Raw genomic sequence first — 15,639 nt, forward strand, 5'->3', positions numbered from 1 at the left:
CATTCCGCTCATCGGCGGAAGGTGTAGTCGCATCGCGCGAAGATCTTATTATCCATCGCCCGGGCCGGTGCCTTCTCGGGCTTTTCGGTGCACTCGAATTGGTGATTGCGGAATGGGCGGGGGCCGAATTAACGTAATGACCATGATGTTTCGGACGGTCTGATCCGAGGGTCCGAGTCCGCGCGGTGCACTCAGCGATTCCGGCCCGGCCGCAGTGGCCGTGGAGCAACGCCCGCGTCCGATACCTCCCTTCCTTTTGTGTGCCTCCCGGCACGTGTCTGCGTCCTGGTGCCCAACCGGCCGGCGCAGCCTCCGAGAACGGCGGTTACATGACAGCTCAACGAATCCTTTCCTGGTCCCCGTCGGCCATCGTCTTCGACTGCGACGGCACCCTGATGGATACGGAAAGGCACTGGCAGGAGGCCCGCAACATCACCTTCCGGCTCTTCGGGCTGACCCCGCCCGCCGGGTTCGCCGAGCGCGCGAAGGGCGTCCACTACACCGAGTGCGGGGCCCTGATGGCGCAGGAGACCGGGAAACCGGACCTCGGCGACGAACTCGCCGGTACGCTGCTCAGCACCTTCACCACCCTGGTCGAGGAGGACCCGGTCACCATGCCGGGCGCCGCCGCACTGGTCCGGCTGGCCGCCCGCCACCGGCCGCTCGCGGTGGCGAGCAACTGCCCCCGGGCCACGGTCGAATCATGCCTCGACCGCGCCGGACTCCTCAGCTGCTTCGAACACGTCGTGGTCCCGGACGGGGAGGTACGGCCCAAACCCGAGCCGGACGTCTACCGGGCCGCCGCCCGCCTCTGCGGCGTACCGCCCGAAGACGCCCTGGCCGTGGAGGACTCGCTGACCGGCATGGAGTCCGCCCGCCGCGCCGGTCTCCGCGTCATCGGCATCGGGACCCGCCCTCCGGGGCCGGACGCGGAACAGGCAGACCTGTGGGTCACCACCCTTGCCGACCCAGAACTGCTCAGCTGGGCCCGCAGCCGCCTCGGTCCGTGAAGGCGGCCGCGGAACCGCGGTCAGTCGCCGCCGAGGCGGGGTGCCAGCGACCTGACCGTCCCGACGGCGGAGGAGAAGAACAGGGCGATGCCCACGGCCCCCGGGTCCGGGACGCCGGTCGCACGTTCGCCCAGATAGCTGGCGCGCCCCATCCGCGCGGCCTGGGACGCGGTCTCGCGCACCCCCCGCCACGCCTCCTCCGCCGCCGCGGCGAGGGCGTCGGCGGGCGGTGCCTCCCCGGCCGCACCGAGCGCGTCGGCCGCCGGCGCCAGCGCGTCGACCAGCGTCTTGTCACCGGGAGAGGCGTCGCCCACCCGGCGGATGGCGGCCAGACCCTCGGCGGTACCTTCGCGGAGCGCCTGCGTCGTCAGCTCCGGTCCCGGCCCGGCGGCCCGCCCCATCGCCTGGAACAGCAGGCCGAACAGCGGGCCGCTGGTCCCGCCTACCTCGTCGAGGAAGGCCGTGGCCAGGGCGCCGAGGTACTCCGCCGGGCCGGCCGACGCCTCCACCCGGTCGAGCAGCGGACCGGCGGCCCTGACCCCGGCGGCCAGATTGGCACCGAAGTCGCCGTCCCCCGCCTGCTGGTCGAGCGCGGTCAGCTCCGCCTCGGTGGCGTACACCGACTCCGCGAAGCGCCCCGCCCAGTCGCGGGTCCGTTCGCCGTCGAATGCGCTGCTGGTCATGGGCCCTCCTCGTACGTCCGCCGCGTGGAGCGGACCGGTCACCACCGCAGTGCCGGTGTGTGCACCGGTGCGTCGTAGAAATCCAGGGTGGCCCGGTCGGCCGCCATGAGCGTGAGGGAGAACCCCCGCATGTCCAGCGCCGTGACGTAGTCACCCACCAGATGCCGTGCGAGCCGCACCCCCCGTGCGTCGAGCACCCGCCCCAACTCGCCGAAGACCCCGTACAACTCGAGCGAGGTGACCGACCCCAGCCCGTTGACGAGAGCGACGACGGAGTCCTGGGACCCGGGCCGCAACGCCTTCAGCAGGGCGTCCGTCATCTCCTCCACGAGCTCGCCCACCGTCGCCTGTTCCCGGGTCCGGGCGGCGCGCTCCCCGTGGATCCCGACGCCGTACTCCAGCTCACCGGGCGGCAGTACGAACGCGGGCTCACCGGTGGCCGGCGCGTGATGGGCGGCCGAGGCGACGGCGAGCGTACGGCACCGGCCCGCCAGGCCCGTACCGAGCTCCACCAGTCCGTCGAGCCCCATGCCGGTGTCCGCCGCGGCGCCCAGCACCTTCTCCAGCAGCACCGTGGCGCCGGTACCGCGGCGCCCGGCGGCGATGTCCTCCGAGTCGGTGGCGAGGTCGTCGTCGACGAGGACCCGCGCGCAGGCGATCCCCGCGTCCGCGAGGCGCTCGGCCGCGATGCCGAAGTTGATCCGGTCACCGGTGTAGTTCTTCACGATGTGCAGCACGCCCCCGGGCCGCGCCACCGCGCGGGAGGCCCGGAAGATCTGCCGGTTGTGCGGGGAGGCGAAGACCCTGCCGGGGCAGGCGCCGTCCAGCATGCCCGTACCGACGTACCCGGCGTGCAGCGGTTCGTGCCCGGATCCGCCCCCGGACAGCAGCCCCACCCGGCGCGCGGGGGCGGTGTGCCGGGCGGTGACGAAACCGTCCGCCGCGTCGTAGCGCACCAGATCCGCGTGTGCGCGGGCGAAACCGGACAGCGCGTCGGCCACGAGTTGCCCGGCGCCGTTCTCGAAGTACCTGGCCATACGCCGTACCCATCCCGTCCCTGGCGGTGAGGCCGGACGAGCCGGCCCGGACGACAGTCCCATGGTGCCGGTAACGATCCGCATGCGGCAACTCGCACAGCGTGCGGCCCCGGGCCGGTGCCGGCACCGCCCGGATCAGCCGAGGCCCGTGATCCAGGTGTCGATCGTCGTGACCTCGCCCTGGTGCGGGAAGACCTTCTCGGTCAGCACCCGGTGCACACCTCCGCGTCGCGGTCCGCGCAGCCGTCGGCGAGGACGGTGAGGCGGTGGTCGACGGCCTGCTGGACGTCCATCACGAGCAGGGCGGGGCGGGTCATGAGCCTTCCTCGTCGTTCTCGGGGTTGCGGGGGTTCTCGCTGAGTGCCGCAGCGAGCGGTCGATGACGGTCAGCACCAGGAACAGGACGCTGGCCGCGAGCATGAACCAGGCCAGGTCGTGCAGGCCGCCGGTGTCGGCGCGCTGACCGAAGAAGGCGCCGTTGGCGGCGGACGCGGTGATGGCACCGAGGTAGCCGAAGGTGCGCAGCAGTCCGGCGGAGGAGCCGATGCGTTCGGCGTCCGCCTGGTGGTACACGGCGTTCTGGAGGGCGAGGCTGCTGAGGCCCTGCGGGACGCCGAGGACGATCATGACGGCCGGCAGCATCCATACCGGGCTCCCGTCGCTCAGGAGCAGCAGCAGGGCAGAGGCCGCGACCTGGCCCACCGCTCCCACCAGGAGCTTCCCGCGTACGGCCTGCCGCCGGCCCGTGAGGGTGGAGACGACGATCGCCGTGGCGAGCAGGGGGAGCTGGACCAGCCCGGCCTCGGAGGCGGACAGCCCGCGGCCCTGCTCGGTCCACTGGGTGAACCCGTACAGGAAGGCGTAGGTGATGACGTAGCAGAGCAGCGCGCGGCCGTAGGTGGCGACCAGCGGCAGGTTCCCGCCGAGCACGCGTACGTCGATGAACGGCTCCGCCGTACGCAGCTCCCGCCAGGCGAAACCGGCCCCGGCCGCGAGGGTGAGCACCAGCAGCTACCAGGCGCCGCTGCCGATGTCCATCAGGAAGAGCAGCAGGCAGAGCAGCGCCACCGCGAACAGCGCCATCCCCGGCAGGTCGAGACTGCGCAGCGGATGGCGGCCGTCCGTGCGGGCCGTCCCGGGCAGACCCGGAATGCGGCGCGCCCCCGGGTACAGGCCGAGGAGCGCCAGCGGGATGTTGACGGCCAGCGTGGCGCGCCCGCCGCCGACCCCGACGAGCAGTCCGCCGAGGGCCGTGAGCACCGCGGCCGGGCTCTTCTCCCCGGTGCGGCGGGCCTCGCTGCGGATGAGGTACATGGCGGCCGGATAACCGGCGCAGGTACCGAAGCCGAGCAGCACCCGCGCCGCGATGAGCACGCCGAGACCGGGCGCCAGCATGCCGACGACTCCGGCGACACCGGTCAGCGCGGCCCCGGTCAGGAACAGGCGCCGGGCTCCGAACAGGTCGATCAGCCGGCCCATGACCGGCTGGCCTATCGCGGTGGCCAGGTACAGCGCGGAGATCAGCCAGGCCGTCTCGGAGGGGGTGCGCCGAAGGCGGCCCCGATGGGGACCAGGGAGACGGAGATGATCGAGGAGTTGACCGGGTTGAGGGCGGCCCCGGTCATCATCGGTGCGAGGAGCCGGCGGTCGAAGCCGCTCTCCGGGCCCTTGTCCCGCCCGGGCGCCACCGTCGGACGACGGTGTCAGGGCCGTACTCACGAGTTGACGATCCGCTCCAGCACGGCGGTCGCGGCCAGCAGGGCCCGGCGCTCCTCCTCCGTGCACTGCTCGTCCAGGGCCCGGGCGAGCCAGCTCTCCCCGGCGCTGCGGCGCTCCTCCAGGAAGGCGTGCCCGCTGTCGGTCACGTACACCAGCTGCCGGCGGCCGTCCTCGGGGTCCCGGCGGCGGCCGGCCAGGCCCCGTTCGACGAGGGCGCCCACGGTGCTCGCCACCGACTGGTGCCGGACGCCCTCGGCCGCGGCCAGGTCGACGACCGACGCCTCGCCGTCCTTGTCGAGCCGGCTGAGGACGGAGGTCTGGGAGGGGGTGAGGTCGGCGCGGTCGTACGTCTCCCACAGGCGCCGCCGGAGCCGGCTGTACACCAAGCGGACCTCGTGCGCCGTGTGCGCGGCCGTCGCGGAGACGGCGTGTTCGTTCGGGGGCATGCGTCCAGCCTGGATTGCGCAGGCTGAACTGCGCAATCGAATCTGCGGGTATGAGTGGCGTGCTGTCGCTTGAACGTAACTCCGTAATTACGTAACCTTGTGCCATGGGTCTGGAAGAGCGTGTCGCCGAGCTGGAGCGACGCATGGCGGAGCTGGAGGCGGCGCCGCCCGCGCCGCCGGCGCCTCCCGTGGGGGAGGGCGACTTCTGGGCGCTCGACGCGCTGAAGACGCGGCATCCGGTGACGCCGGAGGCGGACGGCGCAGTGCTGTTCGCCGGCGCGGTGCGCGTACCGACCGGGCACCATTACGAATGGCAGTACGGCCTGCCGGCCGAGACGCTGTTCGACGGCAACTGGTCGGAGGCGGCCACGTCGTTCGCCGCGCTCGGGCACCCCGTGCGACTGGCCCTGCTGCGCGCGATCCTGGACGGCCTGCGCACCGCGGCCGAACTGGCCGCGCTCGACGACGTCGGGACCACCGGCCAGATCTACCACCACCTGCGCCAACTCACGGGCGCGGGCTGGCTGCACTCCCCGGAGCGCGGACGCTACGAGATCCCGGCGGGGCGCGTCGTGCCGCTCCTCGTGGTGCTCACCGCCGCGCGCCCCGTGACCTGACCGCACTCCGTACACGTTCTGTACAAGGGGGAGAACATGTCCATGAACCGGAGGAAGATCGCCACCAAGGTCCAGTACACGCTGTGGGTGGTCTTCCTGGCCCAGGTCGCCGTCGGGCTCTTCGTGGAGCTGCCGTACGACTACTGGCTGAGCTGGCTCCCGGCGCTCGGTGCGCTGGGGATCGGCCTGGTCGGCGAGCGCTCCGCCCGTCGGCGGATCGAGACCCGGCCCCCGGCGCCCGTCGCCGTGGCACCCCCGGTCACCGGCCGCTGGTCCGCGGTCAACAGCCCCGCCGACAAGGTGCCGAGTCACGGGACGCACAGCCTGGGCCAGACGTACGCCATCGACATCGTGGCCGAGCCCGAGGAGGGGCCCGCGCGTCCCGCCCCCGTCTGGTTCCGGCCCGTCTTCCGGCGCAACCGGGACTACCCCGCCTTCGGTGCACCCGTGTACGCCGTCGCCGGCGGGACCGTCGTCCACGCGGAGGACGTCCAGCGCGACCACCTGAGCCGCAGCTCGCTCGCCGGATTCCTGTACTTCTGGCTCGTCGAGGGGATCGGCAGGGCCGTGGGCGGAAGCCGTCGCGTGGTGGGCAACCACATCGTCCTCGACCTGGGCGACGGAACATACGCCCTGTACGCGCACGTCCAGCGGGGCTCCCTGCGCGTCCGGCCGGGCGACGCGGTCGGGGCCGGCCAACTCCTCGGCCTCTGCGGGAACTCGGGCAACTCGACCGAGCCCCATGTGCACTTCCAGCTGATGGACGGGCCCGACCTGGAGGCGGCGCGGGGAATTCCCTTCAGCTGGACCGGAGTCGGCGTGCCCGCCGCCGGCGAGACGTTCACCGTCGAGGCGGACACCACCGCTTCGGCGCGGTCCCAGGACGCCTGATGGCGATGAGGGGCGGCCAGCGCAAAGGCGAGCGCGTTCGCCGGGAGGCACCGGAGGGCCGGGCCGGCCACGGACCGGAAGCGGTCCGGCCCCGCGTCCGACGGGGAGGCGGCCGGCCCGCCGAGCGACGCGAGGCGCCGCTGCAGGCGGCCGGCGGCGGACGCGTTGCCGGTCACGGCCAGCACCAGCGCGACGACGGTGACGGGCAGGGCCGGCAGCGCGTGGGCCAAGAGCAGCGCCGCCCGCCGCGGCAAAGGGGGGCGGTACGCGGGGGAGGGGGCGGGCGTGAGCGGCATGGGGATCCCCTCCTCGGGTTCGGTGCGGTGACCGGAGAGTAGGGGCACGGCCGCGCCGGCGGCGTCATACCGGGGAGCCAACCCGGTGGTCGGACCTCAGTAGCGCCCCGAGCCGTCAGAACTCCGCGTCGGCCGGACGGAAAGTGGTTGTGCGCGCGCCGTCGACGAGGAAGGGTCTGTGCCCATGGAGTACTTCTGCTACCACCGAGACCGGCCGGGCTCCCGCGCCCTGCGGGAAGAGCTGCTGGAGGAGCACTGGTCCTACATGGACCGGTACGAGCAGGAGCTGATCGCCCGCGGCCCGACTTTCGCCGCCGACGGTGAGACGCCCACCGGAAGCGTGCACATCGTCGACCTTCCCGACGCGGCCGCCGTCCGCGCGTTCGCCTTCGACGAGCCCAACTACCAGGCGGGCGCCTATCGGGACGTGCTGGTGCGCCGGTGGCGCAACGTGCTGGGCCGCACCATGTGGGAGTACCCCGGAGATCCGGAGGAAGGCAACCGGTACCTGGTGCTCGGCCTCGGGGAAGGCCCCGCCGCCGACCTCGGTCTGCCGCCCGCCCGGGACGGGTTGATCGCGTACGGGCCCCTGCTGGCCGACGACGGCGAGACCTGGCTCGGCGCGGCCGTCCTGCTCGGGGCCGCGGGCCGGGACGAGGCACGTGCCGTCCTCACGGCGGACCGGTACGCGGACGTCGAGGTCCACGACTGGGACTTCGGCGGCCGGGGATGAGCCGGCGTTCGCCCGGCCGTGCAGTGGCCGGGCGAACGCCCTTCCCGCGACCGCGGGTCCCGCCTGCCGCCCGCCCGGCACCGGGCCCGGGACCGACGGGCCGGGTGCCGGGCAGGCGGGTCAGGCGGGTTCCTCGACGGGGTGCTCCTCCACCGAGTGCGAGTTGGTGAGGCTCAGCGCGCCGCCGGCCGCGATCAGCCCGACGACGACGGCGAGCAGCGCGTAGGTGATCCGCTCGCCGTGGAAGAACGACGACACGAGGTCGCTGCTCCAGACGCCCGCCGGGAGCCGGGTGGTGACCAGTGCGGCGATCAGCGTGCCGACCACCGCGGTGCCGACGCTGGTGCCGACCTCCTGAGCGGTGTCGTTCAGCGCGGCGGCGATCGAGGTGCGATTGCTCGGCATCGCGTCGACCAGGGCGACCGCGCAGATCGTCATCACGGTGCGCAGGCCCACGGTCATGAGCACCATGCACACCGCGATGACCGCGTACCCGTGCTCGACGCCCCAGGAGAGACCGGCCAGCGAGCCCGCCAGACAGGCCGCGCCCACCAGGCAGGCGATGCGGTGCCCGAACCGCCGGGCCAGCCACTCGGACAGCGGCGTGGCCATCAGCATCGTCACGATGATCGGCAGGTTGGCCAGGCCGGCCCGTACCGGGCTCCACCCGTACGCGTACTGGAAGTGCAGGATCAGCCCGAACATCACACTGGCCATCGCGATGGACGTCCCGATCTGCGCGATGGCGGCGCCGCGGACGGTGCCGTTGGAGAAGACGCGCAGGTCGAGCATGGGCGCCGCGGTGCGCCGCTCGTGGCGGACGAACGCGAACCCGGCCGCGAGGGCACCCACGACCGACGCCAGGGTGATGCCGGAGAGCCAGCCGTGCTCGACACCGCTGGTCAGCGAGTAGCAGGCGAGACCGATGGCGGCGACGCTCAGGGCGGCGCCGGGCACGTCGAGCCGGTCCTTGGTCAGGTCCTCCGGCCTGTCGGCCGGTACGCCGAGCCGGACGCCGATGCACGCGATCAGCGCGATCGGGGCGTTGACGATCAGCAGCCACTCCCACCCCACGTGCGCCAGCGCCGTACCGCCCAGCAGCGGGCCCAGGACGAAGCCGGACATGCCGACGATGATCATGACGGTCATCGCACGCATCCGCAGCGCCTTGTCGTCGAACAGTCGGAAGACCAGCGAGTTCGTGATCGGCGCCATTGCCGCGGCGGCCACGCCGAGCGCGGCCCGCAGGGCGATCAGCTCGCCCGTGGTGCTCACGAGGACGACGCACAGGCTGAGCGCGCCGAACACGCCGAGCCCGATCAGCAGCACCCGGCGGCGGCCGAGCCGGTCCGCCATGGACCCGGCGGTGAGCAGAAGGCCACCGAACGTCAGCGAATAGGCGCCGGTGACCCACTGCAGCGCGGTCGTCCCGCCGCCGAGGTCGCGGCCGATGGTGGGCAGAGCGATCGACAGCAGCGTGTTGTCGACCATCTCGACGAAGAAGGCCAGGCACAGGGCGGCCAGGGGTATCCAGGCGGCTCGCAGCGAGGGATAGGCGCGAGGCCCGGTTCGGGGCGGGGCGGTAGTCATGGCGCGGTCCTTTCGATCGAACAACGTTCGGCTATCGAACGCCGTACGATGAGTTACGATAGAACAGCGTTCGATGAGATGCAAAGAGCGAGAGGAAGAGGCCATGGCACAGCAGCGGAGCCGCACCGACGGAGGGCGCCGCCGGGCTTCGCACTCGATGGAGTCCGTGCTCACCGAGGCGGTGGCCCTGCTCGACGAGGCCGGCGCGCCCGCGCTGACCTTCCGCGCGCTCGCCCAGCGCCTGGGCGGCGGTGTCGCCAGCATCTACTGGTATGTCGGGAGCAAGGACGAGCTGCTGGACCGCGCCACCGATCATGTGGTGGGCACGGTGCTTGCCGACATCGAGAAGCTGCCGCCCGGCGACGACCCCATCGACGACCTCCGCGCGATCGCCGTCACGCTCTTCGACGCAATCGTGGAGCGGCCCTGGCTCGGCGCGTACTTCATGCGCAACACCGAGCTCCAGAGCAATTCACTGCGCCTGTACGAGAAGCTCGGCCGGCAGACGCTGCGCCTGGAGCTCGACGCGCGCCAGCGGTTCCACGCGGTTTCCGCGATCGTCGGGGTCGTCGTCGGTTCCGCCGTCGACATCGGGCAGGAGCCGCCGCAGGAGATCCTCGACGGCGCCGTGGACCGCGACGAGTACCTCGGCCGCTTCGCCGACACCTGGCGCGACCTCGACCCGGCGGAGTTCCCGTTCGTGCACGAGATCGTCGACGAGTTCGACGGCCATGACGACGTCGACCAGTTCCGCTCCGCACTGGAGCTGACACTGGCCGGGCTGCGGCTGCAGGCGGGGGCGTAACCCCGGGGCTCCCCGCGGTCAGTGCCCCTTACGGCGCTGCGCGTCGAACCGGAGCAGCACCCGCACCACGCGCCACACGCCTGCTGCCGCTCCGAGCGCCGCACCGCAGGTCAGCGTGGTGTGCCGGGCCGGGCCGGAGATGCCGAAGGCCAGGACCGGAGCGAAGGCCGCGGCGAACACCGCCGCGGCCAGTACGCAGGCGGTGACGAGGGCGAACACGATCTCCACCGTCATCGCGTCCTTCTCCCACCGCGACTCCCGCCCCATGTCCATGTGGCAAGTCTCCCATCGCGGCCCAGGGCCTGGACCGAACGAGAGGCCCTGGCCCCGACGCCGGTCCGGCGCGGGGCTGTGACCGATGGCGGGCCGGTTCAGCCCACGGCCTTCCTGATGAGCGCGGTGATCTGCTCCTCGACGGCCGCGGTCATCTCCGTCAGGGCGTAGGCGGCCGGCCACATCGCGCCGTCGTCGAGCGCCGCCTGGTCGCTGAAGCCCAGCGTGGCGTACCGGGACTTGAACTTCTCGGCGCTCTGGAAGTGGCAAACGACCTTGCCGTCCCGGGCGTACGCCGGCATGCCGTACCAGAGCTTGGGCGCGAGCTGGGGAGCGGCCTCCTTGATGATCTTGTGGACGCGTTCGGCCAGGGCGCGGTCGCCGTCCTGCATCTCGGCGATCTTCGCGAGGACGTCCTGCTCGGCGGCGGCCTCCTTCTCCGCACGGGAGGCGCCGCGCCGGGAGGCCGCCTTCTTCTCCTCGCTCGCGTGCTCCTTCATCGCGGCCCGCTCCTCGGCGCTGAATCCGCTGTAGTTCTCGGTGGACTTCGTGGATGCCATGACTGGGGTTCCTCTCGTACGGAAAAGGGCTGTGGCGGGGGAGCGGGACGGGGATCAGCCCTGGTCGGCTGCGGTGGACGCGGCGGGTTCCCAGGCGAAGCCGTCCGGGTCGGTGAAGGCGTGGCCGGTGCTGCCGAGGACGATGTGGTGGGCGCGGCTGTCGTCGTCGGCGACGCCGAGGTCCTTGGCGAGGCCGCGGCGCTTGTAGAGGGCCAGCTTGACGGTGTCGGATTCGCCGGGGACGAACTCGGCGTACTTGCCGCCGAAGCTCTTGCCGACGGTGAGTCCCCGGTCGGCGTAGAACTGCTTGGTGGCCTTCACGTCCTGGACGCCGATCAGCAGGACGACCTCGTCGATCTCGCGGGTGGCGGGGCCGGTGTCCTTCTTGGCCGAGGTCGCGATCTTCCAGATCGTCCCGTCCGGGGCCTGTACGACGCCGCCGTACCCCCACAGCGACTTGGCGGCCGGCTTCAGGACGGTCGCGCCGGCGTCCACCGCGCGGGCGACGAAGCCGTCGACGGTCGCCGGGCCGGACACGGTCAGCGCCAGCGTGAAGCCGCGGAATCCGGTGCCGGGCGGCTCCTCGGAGGCCCGCAGTCCCACGTACGTGTCCACGCCGAAGGCGCTGTAGAAGCGGCGGGCCGCCTCGGTGTCGGCCACCGTGAGGGTGACGGAGGAGAGGGAGGTCGTGGCCTTGGTGGCGGTGTTGGTTTCCATGAACATCACGCTAGAGGCCGTCCCGGTGCCGGGGCTTCTTGATTCCTGACCGCTCTCGCCACCCGCTGCGCCACGCAGGCCGGCATGCTCTCGATTCCGGCCCCGGCCGAGTCCGACGCGAGGCCGCGGAACGCCTCCGGCGTCAGGCCCACCAGCTCGGCGAAACGGGTGACGAAGATCCCCGGCGTCGCACAGCCGACCGCGGAGCAGACGGCGTCGACGCCGAGATCGCCGCGCAGCAGGAGCGTCGCGCGGTCCATGCGCCGTGCCGTCAGATAGGCGTACGGGGACTGCCCGTAGGTGGCCCGGAACGCCCGGCTGAGCAGGCCGGCGGGCATGTTCACCCCGCGGGCGAGCGCTGTCACGTCCAGCGGCTTCGCGTACTCCCGGTCGATCCGGTCGCGTATGCGACGCAGCCGCTTCACGTCGGTCAGGCGCTGCGACTCGACGGCCGTACGCTCCGGCCCGGTACTCCGTGTGTGTGAGATGTCCATGCCCGGCAGGCTAGGTACGCGCCGGGGGGCCGTGCTTCTCGATTCCTGACGGACCGTGCCGCGCCCGTCGCCCCGGTCAGGCGGTCTGCCGCTTCCGGGAAGCGTAGGTGCGGGACTTGTTGCGATTGCCGCAGACCCGCATGGAGCACCAGCGGCGGCTGCGGTTCTTCGAGACGTCCCAGAACGCCCAGGCGCAGGTGTGTTCAGCACAGCGCTTGAGCCGGGTCGCGTCACCGGTGGTGGTCAGCTCGTTCCAGGCGATCGCCAGCACGGTCAGGGGCCGGCGCTCCGGAGGCAGTCCCGGGACGGTGGTGAGCGGGCCGCGTGCCGTGACCAGTACGGGGTGCGCGGCGAGCACCCGGTCCGCTGCCGTCAGCAGCTCGGGGTCGGGGGTGTCGCCCACATGCGAGCCCAGCTCCTCGCGGAGCCCCGCGCGCAGGGCGAGGTAGTCCGCGTGGACGTCCGCGGTGATCTCGGCCGGCTCGTCGAGCAGGCCGCGGCCCACGAGCCAGGCGGACAGCGCGGCCGGGGCGGCGATCTCGTCGCTCGCTTCTTCCACGTCGACCGTGTTGACGAAGGCTTCGACCAGGACGGCCGAGGCCGGCGGCTCCAGCATGCGTGTCACCCCTTCCCCTTCAGTGCCACTCTACCGTCTAACCGTTTTACCGGTTGCGTGGCGAGAGTGCCGTGATGCAGAGTGCCCTCACCGGCTAATGCGTTAGCCGGTGAGGACCCGTGTTGCTGAGATTCCGCGTCGCTGAGACGACCAGGGGGATGGCCATGACCACAACCGCGCCCGAACAAGCGGACTTCGGCGACGTACCGGAGCCGGTCGCGACGGGACGGGACGCGAGGGCGGACTCCGGGCGCCGCAACACCGCGGTCCTGGTCGCCTTCACCGCAGCGACCAACCTCGCGGACGGCGTGATGAAGATGGCGCTGCCGCTGCTCGCCGCCCAACTCACCCGTTCACCCGCGCAGGTCACCGCGGTCTCCCTGACGCTCACGCTGCCCTGGCTGCTCATCGCCCTGCACATCGGCGTCCTCGTCGACCGCTTCGACCGCCGCCGGCTGCTCTGGCTCGCGAACGGCATGCGCCTGGCCGCGATGGGCTGGCTCACCGGCTCGGCCGTGTCCGGCGGCGTCACGCTCACCGAACTCTTCGCCGCCGGCGCGATCCTCGGCGTCGCCGACGTGGCGGCCTCCACCTCGGCCTCCGCCCTGGTCCCGGCCGCGGTGCCCCCGGCGGGACGCGAACGCGCCAACGCCTGGATGGTGGGCGCCGAAACCGTGGGCCAGGAATTCGCGGGACCGTTCGTCGGCGGGCTCCTCCTGGCCGCGGGCACCAGCCTCGCCCTGGGCGTCATCGGGGCCTCCTACGCCCTCGCCGCGCTCGCCCTGCTCCTCCTCGTGGGCCGCTTCCGCCCGGCCGCCCCGGCCCCGGACGCGGCCCCGGCGTCGGTCAACAGCCGCATCGCGGAGGGCGTCCGTTTCCTCTGGAGCGACCGCCTGCTGCGCACCCTGTCGGTGATCGTCGCCATGCTCTCCGCGGTCTGGGGCGCCTGGCTGGCCCTCATGCCGCTCCACGCCCAGCGGACCATGGGCCTCGGGTCCGAGGAGTACGGCATCCTGCTCAGTGCCCTCGGAATCGGCGGCCTGGCGGGCGCGCTGACGGCGACCTGGGTGAACCGGGTCCTCGGCGCCCGCCGCGCGATGTTCGCCGACCTGATCGGCACCATCGCGATGGTGGCCCTGCCCGCGCTCACCACGAGCCTCTGGGCGGTCGCCGTCGGTGCGTTCCTCGGCGGCATGGGCGGCACCCTCTGGTCCGTCAACGCCCGCACCCTCACCCAGCGCCGGGTCCCGGACGAGATGCTCGGCCGCTATGGCGCGGCGTCCCGCCTCTTCAACTTCGGCGCCATGCCGCTGGGCGCCGCCCTGGTGGGCCTCCTGGCCGAACTGGGCGGCATGCGCCTCGCGTTCGGCCTCTTCGCGGCGGCGACGGCGATCACCCCGGTGCTGTTCGTGCGGAACGTGCCCCGGACCGTCGAGTGATGTTCCGCCATGCCACACGACCGCGCCCGACGGAGTGTTGCCGAAGCCGGGGCCGGTCCGGCGGATCGGGGGAACCTCGCCGGAGCCCCGACCGTTGGCCCCAGGTGTTCTCGTACGAGGGGCGGCACAGACGGTGAACGGATCCGGGACGAGCGATGCTCCCACCACGCTTCTGCTCAGCACGAGGCGTACGTTCCGCGCCCTGCGCTACGGGGTGGGCCACACGCGACTGCTTCTGGGCTCCTTGCCCGATGAGGAGCACACCGACCATCTCGTCCTGCACTTCGTTGGTGTCCACGCCATGCAACTGGTCACCCGCTCGTACAGGGCGCTGGAGGTTCACGCCGTCGTCGAGCCGGAGCTCAGCACGATCCATGAGCTGTCCGGGACGCCCACCCGGTGGAGGGCCCACAACCTCATCGTGAAGTTGAGGTCCGACAGCGGCACGGGGTGGGTGCTGTGCGGACGCGTCACCCTTGAGCGCGCTGACGGCGGCCCGGGCCGTGAGTTCGGCCTGCCTGAACTGCGCGATGTCATCTGGTCCCTTCGGCCGTCCGACCTTCGCCAGGGTGGCTACGTCCGCCTGGAGGGCGGCTAGGGAACGCCGTGGAGAGGTCCCCGTTCCGCCACATGAGCGCTTACTCGATGGGAGCGGCGTCGTCGATCGGTACGTACGCGATGTCGGGCGGCACGTAATACGTAATGCGTACCGGCGGCGACTGGGTGAGCGCCTTTCAGGCGAGCACCCAGCGGGGCGCGTGCCCCGCGTCGGCCGGGCATACGAAGACGTGCAGGTCCCGGTCCCGGCCGAAGCGGAGACGCGTGGGCCGGGCGACGGACCGGCCGCCCAGAATGGATTCCTTGCCGCTCAGGGCGGGGTCACGGTCCTCCAGGGGCACCCAGCTGTGCGAGCCGCCGTCCATCTCGTTTCCCTCCGCCGTCAGCAGCAGCCGCATGGGACTTCCGCAGGACGCGCAGTCGATGGCCATCGGGCCCGTCGACGCCCAGGTGGGCCAGCCGCCGACACGCCAGCCGGGCGGGATCGACAGGTCGTACTGGTAGCTGACGGCGTCGGGGCCGTGTTCCGCCGCCTGGGCGTCGTCCCACGCGTCGATCCGCGCGATCAGTGAGGCGGGCAGTGTGTCGCCCTCCGCCCAGGGATACGTGTCCACCTCTTCCGGATGCAGGACACACGGCTCGGGGAGCTCGTGCTCCCACCGGAGCAGGGGCACTTCGGGCGGTGCCGCGAGGAAGTGCTCCGCACGCTCGGTCCGTACGGCATCCCGCCACCTCAGGGTGTAGCGGCGATCCAGGTACGGACCGTGGGCCGACGGGCACCGGAAGAGCTGCACCAGATCCGCGCCACCGGGCCCACAGACAAGGCCCGGGATGTCACGGCGGAAGAGCTGCGCCAGCGCCACGAACGGCACCGGACCGTCCTCGCCGCGAGGCCTCGGCCGGCTCGACGGCCAGGCGCCCGCGGCCCGGGAACGCCGGATGTCGTCCGGGGCGTACCCGTCGTCCTCGCTCCGGTGCGGCTCATGGCAGAGCGGCCACGGCTCGTCGTCCGGCCACAGCATCGGCCCGCCCACGTGGCTGTCATGCGTCGCCGGACGCCCCGGCCTCGGATGCAAGCGGGTCGTCCGGGCCCGGTAGGGGACCAGTTCGGGGAAGACGGCCCCCACGGACACCGGTCTCGCCGGCGTGGTCCTT

Annotated in this window: 17 protein-coding genes and 1 pseudogene; 7 read left to right on the forward strand and 11 right to left on the reverse strand. The window is 72.3% G+C overall.

The features are described 5' to 3' along the window. Positions 1-329: 329 nt before the first annotated feature. Positions 330-1,010, forward strand: a complete 681-nt coding sequence (locus BLW14_RS30345; RefSeq protein ID WP_093710307.1) for an HAD family hydrolase — start codon at positions 330-332, stop codon at positions 1,008-1,010. A gap of 20 nt (positions 1,011-1,030) precedes the next feature. Here BLW14_RS30345 and dhaL read toward each other — a convergent pair whose 3' ends face one another. The 4 genes and pseudogenes from dhaL to BLW14_RS30365 form a co-directional block, all read right to left on the reverse strand. Next, complete coding sequence (gene dhaL, locus BLW14_RS30350) at positions 1,031-1,693, reverse strand: dihydroxyacetone kinase subunit DhaL (protein WP_093710308.1); 663 nt, start codon at positions 1,691-1,693, stop codon at positions 1,031-1,033. A 38-nt stretch (positions 1,694-1,731) separates the two neighbouring features. Then, the gene (locus BLW14_RS30355) at positions 1,732-2,730 is read right to left on the reverse strand and encodes a dihydroxyacetone kinase subunit DhaK (RefSeq protein WP_093710309.1); all 999 of its coding nucleotides are present in this window, start codon (positions 2,728-2,730) and stop codon (positions 1,732-1,734) included. Between the two features lie 363 nt (positions 2,731-3,093). Beyond that, a pseudogene (locus tag BLW14_RS30360) lies at positions 3,094-4,426 on the reverse strand (MFS transporter); the annotation flags it as partial. 19 nt (positions 4,427-4,445) lie between these two features. Next, positions 4,446-4,895 (reverse strand): MarR family winged helix-turn-helix transcriptional regulator, encoded by a 450-nt coding sequence (locus BLW14_RS30365; protein ID WP_093710310.1) that lies wholly within the window; start codon positions 4,893-4,895, stop codon positions 4,446-4,448. Between the two features lie 104 nt (positions 4,896-4,999). On the opposite strand from BLW14_RS30365, the gene BLW14_RS30370 reads away from it, so the two are divergent. The 3 genes from BLW14_RS30370 (at position 5,000) to BLW14_RS30385 (ending at position 7,432) form a co-directional block, all read left to right on the forward strand. Further along, the gene (locus tag BLW14_RS30370) at positions 5,000-5,512 is read left to right on the forward strand and encodes an ArsR/SmtB family transcription factor (RefSeq protein ID WP_093710311.1); all 513 of its coding nucleotides are present in this window, start codon (positions 5,000-5,002) and stop codon (positions 5,510-5,512) included. A gap of 42 nt (positions 5,513-5,554) precedes the next feature. Then, positions 5,555-6,403, forward strand: a complete 849-nt coding sequence (locus BLW14_RS30375; RefSeq protein WP_093710312.1) for a M23 family metallopeptidase — start codon at positions 5,555-5,557, stop codon at positions 6,401-6,403. Between the two features lie 480 nt (positions 6,404-6,883). Beyond that, the gene (locus tag BLW14_RS30385; RefSeq protein WP_093710313.1) at positions 6,884-7,432 is read left to right on the forward strand and encodes a YciI family protein; all 549 of its coding nucleotides are present in this window, start codon (positions 6,884-6,886) and stop codon (positions 7,430-7,432) included. 120 nt (positions 7,433-7,552) lie between these two features. On the opposite strand, the gene BLW14_RS30390 is transcribed toward BLW14_RS30385, so the two are convergent. Continuing rightward, the gene (locus BLW14_RS30390) at positions 7,553-9,022 is read right to left on the reverse strand and encodes an MFS transporter (RefSeq protein WP_093710314.1); all 1,470 of its coding nucleotides are present in this window, start codon (positions 9,020-9,022) and stop codon (positions 7,553-7,555) included. Between the two features lie 157 nt (positions 9,023-9,179). Here BLW14_RS30390 and BLW14_RS30395 point away from each other — a divergent pair, with 157 nt between their 5' ends. After that, a complete protein-coding gene (locus tag BLW14_RS30395) occupies positions 9,180-9,827 on the forward strand; it encodes a TetR/AcrR family transcriptional regulator (protein ID WP_093710899.1) in 648 nt (215 codons plus the stop codon). A gap of 18 nt (positions 9,828-9,845) precedes the next feature. Here BLW14_RS30395 and BLW14_RS30400 read toward each other — a convergent pair whose 3' ends face one another. The 5 genes from BLW14_RS30400 to BLW14_RS30420 all read right to left on the reverse strand — a co-directional run bounded on the left by BLW14_RS30400 (position 9,846) and on the right by BLW14_RS30420 (position 12,487). After that, the gene (locus BLW14_RS30400) at positions 9,846-10,100 is read right to left on the reverse strand and encodes a DUF6332 family protein (RefSeq protein ID WP_093710315.1); all 255 of its coding nucleotides are present in this window, start codon (positions 10,098-10,100) and stop codon (positions 9,846-9,848) included. Between the two features lie 98 nt (positions 10,101-10,198). Continuing rightward, positions 10,199-10,660 carry an iron chaperone gene (locus tag BLW14_RS30405; RefSeq protein ID WP_093710316.1) on the reverse strand — a complete coding sequence of 154 codons (462 nt, stop codon included), beginning with the start codon at positions 10,658-10,660 and terminating at the stop codon, positions 10,199-10,201. Positions 10,661-10,714: 54 nt separating this feature from the next. Then, positions 10,715-11,383, reverse strand: coding sequence for a VOC family protein (locus BLW14_RS30410; RefSeq protein ID WP_218137705.1), 669 nt, complete (start codon positions 11,381-11,383; stop codon positions 10,715-10,717). Further along, entirely contained in the window at positions 11,383-11,871 is a 489-nt protein-coding gene (locus BLW14_RS30415; RefSeq protein ID WP_256332923.1) for a helix-turn-helix transcriptional regulator, read from the reverse strand. The genes BLW14_RS30410 and BLW14_RS30415 overlap by 1 nt, the downstream gene beginning before the upstream one ends. Before the next feature lie 76 nt (positions 11,872-11,947). After that, the gene (locus BLW14_RS30420) at positions 11,948-12,487 is read right to left on the reverse strand and encodes a CGNR zinc finger domain-containing protein (protein WP_093710318.1); all 540 of its coding nucleotides are present in this window, start codon (positions 12,485-12,487) and stop codon (positions 11,948-11,950) included. Between the two features lie 158 nt (positions 12,488-12,645). Between BLW14_RS30420 and BLW14_RS30425 the strand changes: the two genes are divergently transcribed. After that, the gene (locus BLW14_RS30425) at positions 12,646-13,926 is read left to right on the forward strand and encodes an MFS transporter (RefSeq protein ID WP_093710319.1); all 1,281 of its coding nucleotides are present in this window, start codon (positions 12,646-12,648) and stop codon (positions 13,924-13,926) included. A gap of 133 nt (positions 13,927-14,059) precedes the next feature. Further along, complete coding sequence (locus BLW14_RS30430; protein WP_093710320.1) at positions 14,060-14,524, forward strand: hypothetical protein; 465 nt, start codon at positions 14,060-14,062, stop codon at positions 14,522-14,524. Between the two features lie 136 nt (positions 14,525-14,660). Here BLW14_RS30430 and BLW14_RS30435 read toward each other — a convergent pair whose 3' ends face one another. After that, complete coding sequence (locus BLW14_RS30435) at positions 14,661-15,617, reverse strand: hypothetical protein (protein ID WP_093710321.1); 957 nt, start codon at positions 15,615-15,617, stop codon at positions 14,661-14,663. Between the last annotated feature and the right edge of the window lie 22 nt (positions 15,618-15,639).

The sequence above is a fragment of the Streptomyces sp. 2131.1 genome (genome assembly GCF_900105515.1).
Classification (GTDB): Bacteria; Actinomycetota; Actinomycetes; order Streptomycetales; family Streptomycetaceae; genus Streptomyces; species Streptomyces drozdowiczii.